At 33.7% G+C, this 5,436-nt stretch carries 1 protein-coding gene (only partly in view); it reads right to left on the bottom strand.

The annotated features are described in order from the left end of the window. A protein-coding gene (locus ACKTTV_RS08865) for an amino acid adenylation domain-containing protein (RefSeq protein ID WP_456243522.1) crosses the window boundary here: on the bottom strand, window positions 1-5,426 show its 5' portion. Its footprint begins 10 nt before the window's first position; only the first 5,426 of its 5,436 coding nucleotides appear in the window; the start codon lies at window positions 5,424-5,426; its stop codon lies off the left edge, out of view. Window positions 5,427-5,436: the final 10 nt, after the last annotated feature.

Genomic DNA, 5,436 nt, shown 5'->3' with positions numbered 1-5,436 from the left:
GCTCCTTTAGGCAATCCTGTACTTCCTGAAGTATAAATTACATAGGCTAAATCTGAAGCATTATAATCTTTTTCTAATGATGTAATTGGATAATTTTCTTGTAATTCTAAATCATCCAGTAGCACCAAATCAATAGTTTCCATAGAAGAGAAAACAGGTTTACTCTCTACATTTGTTACTACTAAAGAATGTCCTAGGTCTTCAAGAATATGAGCTATACGACTCTGTGGAAAATCTGGTTTCATTGGTACATAGGCAGCTCCTGATTTTAGGATACCCAATACTCCAATCAACATATCTAAGCTACGTTCTAAACAAATACCCACCATCGTATTTGATGTAATACCTCTTTCAATCAAGCAATGTGCTAGTTGATTTGAACGCTCATCTAATTCTTTATACGTTATTTTCTGATCAGCAAAAATTGCTGCAATTGCTTCTGGAGATTTTTGAACTTGATCAGCAAATAAATCAACAAATGTTTTATCAAGTGGATAGTCAACCGAAGTGTCATTGAAAACTTCTAATAATTGACTTTCTTCTTCCTGTGGTAAAATATTTAGTTTCGAAACAGGTAAAGATTTTTCTGATTTTAATCCAGCTACAAGTCCTTTTACAGCTTCAAGAATGTAAGCAAGTATAAGATTAGGATCAACATCTCCATCAATCTGAGCAATTAACCCAAACCCAGTTTCAAAATCATCAACGTCAACTGAAAATGGATAATTGGTTCGTTCATAATCGCCTACTACACTAATTCCTAAATCAACAACATCTTCATCTGCTTCTACCTCAGTTACTATTTCACTCGAAGAGTGACGGAAATTCAATAGAGCACTAAACAATGGTACCTCATTTGAAATATTACTCCAACTTTGTATATCTGATAATGAAGTTTGCTCGTATGATAATAATTCTGTCAGCCTTTTCTTAACTTGAAGAATAAACTCTAAAATATTTCCTTCTAGAGGAACTAGAAAAGGTAAAGTATTCATAAACATCCCCAAAGAATCTGCAGCTCCAGAAGTACCTTGTAAACGCCCTGAGAATAACGAACCAAAAATTGCATATTCTGAATTACTGCATTTCCCCACAACAATTCCATAAGCAGCATGGAATAGTACAGCCGAACTCATTCCTAAATTCGTACAAACTTCTCTAATTTCTTTACTTAATTCATCTGGCAAACTCATTTTTGCCTCTTGGACACCACCACCATCTCGTCTTGTATCTGATAAACTATATGGATATGTAGGAGTATCAATATCGCCAAACAAACCTTTAAAATACGATTCACCATCATTTGTAGCCTGTTGATAAAGTGCATGTCCAATAAAATCTCTATATAAAACAGGTGTTGGTAAACTTGCTCCCTTTCCAGATAAATAAACTACGATTTCGTTAATAATTCTTTCTAATCCGAAATGATCAAATGCTAAGTGATGTTGGTTAACAATTACGTAATAAGTACCTGTAGTTGGATCATCCGCTGATTTTAATTGTATTAACGAAGCCTTTGATACATCCATCCATAAATTTCCAGGCGCTGTTAATCTTTCCAACTCGGATAAGATATCTGATGATGCTCCAAAAGTTAATTTTTCGGCAGAAACTTCAACATTTCTTTGTACAACTTGTACTGCTCTAGGTAATCCTTCACTGATAAAGCAAGTACGTAATACATCATGTCTATTCACTACATATTGTAAAGCTTCTATAAAATCATTTCGTTTGTCTATTTCCGTAAACGATAATAAGCATGGCAGAACATATGGATCTCCTCCTTCTTTATCACTCATTAAATGATGGAAATACATTCCTTCTTGTAAGGGCGATAATGGGTAGATGTCCTGAATATTAGCAACTCCTCCAGGAATTTTTTCTACAACTTTATCAATATCCTCTTGATCGAAGTCTAATAATGGAACCATCTCAGGTACAATTCGATCAATTCCTTCGATAATTCCATTTGCAGGAACTTGATATACTGAAGCTTCAGAAGATACTTTTTCAGCTATTTCAGCTATTGTTGGACTTGAGAAAATGTCTTTAACTTTAATATGGTAATTCAACTTTTGCAAACGAGATATTAATTGAACAACCAATAAGCTATGTCCACCTAACTCAAAGAAATTATCATAAACTCCAACTTTTTCTATACCTAATAGCTCTTGCCAAATAATAGTTATTCGCTCTTCCATTTCATTCCTTGGAGCAACGTACTCTTTCGTTGACAACATTCCTCCATCTGGTTCTGGAAGTGATTTTCTATCCAGTTTACCATTTGATGTTAATGGCATTTCTTCTAATTCAATCCATATTTGAGGTACCATATATTCTGGTAGACTCTTCTTTAATTCTGATTGAACTCCTTCTTTATTTAAACTATCATCTTTAACTACATATCCAATTAAACGTTTGTTTCCTGTACCATCTTCTTTCGCTAAAACGCAACTACTGTGGATTCCTTCAACTTTAGAAAGTACAGATTCTATTTCTCCTAATTCAATACGGTATCCACGAATCTTAACCTGTGCATCTTTTCTTCCTATATATTCAATTGTTCCATCTGCTAGCCAACGTCCTAAATCTCCTGATTTATATAAACGATCATTAGCATCGTTACTAAATGGATTTGATACGAATCGTTCATTTGTTAAGTTTTCTCTATTCAAATAACCTCTAGCAACACCACTTCCTCCAACACATAACTCACCAATAACACCCTGTGGAACTGGATTTAAATAATCATCCACGATATAACAGCTTAATGTTGGAATCGCTGTACCAATCGTACTTATTGAATTATTGATATCTGCCTCTGTAATCTCTTTGTAGGTAACATGAACCGTAGTTTCAGTAATACCATACATATTGATTAGTTCGCTATTTTTATACGATTGTTCCCATCTTGCTAAATAACTTGGATTTAAAGCTTCCCCTCCAAAAATCACATAACGAATGGTAGTCTCATCTGTAATTGACAAGTATTGATCTTGAAGTGTATAGAAAGAACTTGGTGTTTGGTTTAATACAGTAACTTTTTCTTCAACTAATAAATTACTGAAAGCTATAGCGTCTTTGGTAATTGACTTTGGAACGATAACCAATCGACCTCCAAACAATAATGCTCCATACATTTCCCAAACTGAGAAATCAAAACAGAAAGAATGAAATAAAGTCCAAACGTCATTTGAATCGAAATCAAACAAACATCCATCATGCTTAAATAAACGAACAACATTTAAATGCTCTATTAAAACTCCTTTCGGTTTACCTGTACTTCCTGAGGTATAAATTACATAAGCTAAATTCCTAGGTGATACTACTTTATTTAACTCTTCTGTTGGATATGATGAAATTGTATCCCAATCTCCATCTAAAGAAAGTATATTCAACTCCGCTTTACCATCTAAAACTTCCTTACTAGCATCATCACTTAATACTAAGGTAATTCCTGCATCGGTTAAAGTATATTCAATTCGATCTTCTGGGTAAGCTGGATCTACTGGAACATATGCGCCGCCTGATTTTAAAATTCCAAGAATACCAATGATCATATCAAAGCCTCGTTCTAAACAAATACCAACTAAAGTATCTGGCTGAACTCCCTGCTCTCTTAAATAATGAGCTAATTGATTTGACTTAGTATCTAAATCTTTATAGCTTAATTCTTTTCCTTCGTAAGATAATGCAATAGCATCTGGTCTACTTGCTACCTGTTCTGCAAATAAATCTACAATAGTGAGATCTTTCGGGTAATCAACATTAGTATCATTGAAAACTTCCAAGAACTGTTTCTCTTCTTCTGATGATAAAACATTTAATGAATTTACAGAAACTTCTTCTTTTGTTTTTAAAGCATTTAATAATTGAGTTAATGCTTCTTCCATATAACCTAATACTCGCTCAGCATTGATACTATTAATTATTTGAGCTGTTAATCCAAAGCTCTGTCCATAGTCATCAACGTTTAAGGTGAATGGATAATTCGTTCTTTCATTTCCTCCTATAAGCTCTACTCCTAAATCAACTACTTCTTCATTATCATGCTCTTCTACCGTTCCTCCATGTGAATGACGATAGTTCAATAAAGCACTGAAAAAGGCAACCTCATTAGAAATTTCGCTCCATCCTTGAATATTTGTTAATGGTGTTTGTTCATATGGTAGTAAGTCTTGTAGTCTTTGTTTTACTTCCTCAATATATTCCGTTACATTTCGGTCAAGAGAAACATAGAATGGTAATGTATTAATGAACATTCCTAAAGAATCGGCTGAATTTAAAGCTCCTTGTAAACGTCCCGAAAATAACGAACCGAATATAGCATAATCAGCGTTGCTACACTTTCCTACAACTAACCCGTAAGCTGCATGGAATAATACTGCTGGACTCGTTCCTAATCTAGTGGCAACCTCTCGAAGTTCATTACTTAGTTCATCTGATAAAATGATACTTGACTCTATTATATCACTGGCATTCCCTTTTGCTTCTGATAAATCAAACGGATAGGTAGGTTCTTCAATACCTTCAAATAAATTTCTGAAATAAGATTCGCTATCGTTTGTTGCTTGTGAATGTAACGTATGTCCTATAAAATCTCTATACAATACAGGTGTTGGAAGATTTTCTTTATTTCCTGATAAATAGTGTTCAATTTCAACAATCACTTTTTCTAAACCTATATGGTCTAATATCAAATGATGTTGGTCAATCAGTAAATAGTAAGTGTTATTTTTAGTGTCATCTGCTGATTTCAATTTTAATAATGGCGCTGTTGAAACATCCATCCATTGCTTTCCAGGAATACGTAATTCTCCTAATTTTGATAGTACATCTGTTGAATTTTCAAAAGTCAATGGTTCTACTAATAATTCTGCTTCTCTTTGCACTACCTGAACCGCTTTTGGTAAACCTTCACTTACAAAACATGTTCTTAAGACATCATGACGATTTACTACAAATTGTAAGGCTTCTATAAAAGAATCACGCTTTTCTTCATCTTTAAAAGATAACAAGCTCGATAAAACATAAGGATCTCCTTGCTCTTTATCACTCATCAAATAGTGGAAATGAATTCCTTCTTGTAATGGTGATAATGGATAGATATCCTGAATATTTTCAACTCCGCCTGGAACCTTTGAAACTATTGCATCAATATCTTCTTGGTCAAAATCCAATAAAGGAACCATTTCTGGAACGATATAATCTGTATTCTCTGTAATTCCATTCGCTGGAACTTGATACATTAATGATAAAGATGAAGCGCTCTCGCTCATCGACGCAATCGTTGGATTTGAGAAAACATCTTTTACAGCAATATTGAAATCTATCTTTTGCAATCTCGATATTAACTGAACAACTAATAAACTATGTCCTCCTAATTCAAAGAAATTATCATAAACTCCAACCTTTTCTATACCCAATACATCTTGC

The organism is Tenacibaculum xiamenense (assembly GCF_964513065.1).
GTDB lineage: Bacteria > Bacteroidota > Bacteroidia > Flavobacteriales > Flavobacteriaceae > Polaribacter > Polaribacter xiamenense.
This window is presented reverse-complemented; position numbering and strand designations above follow the sequence as displayed.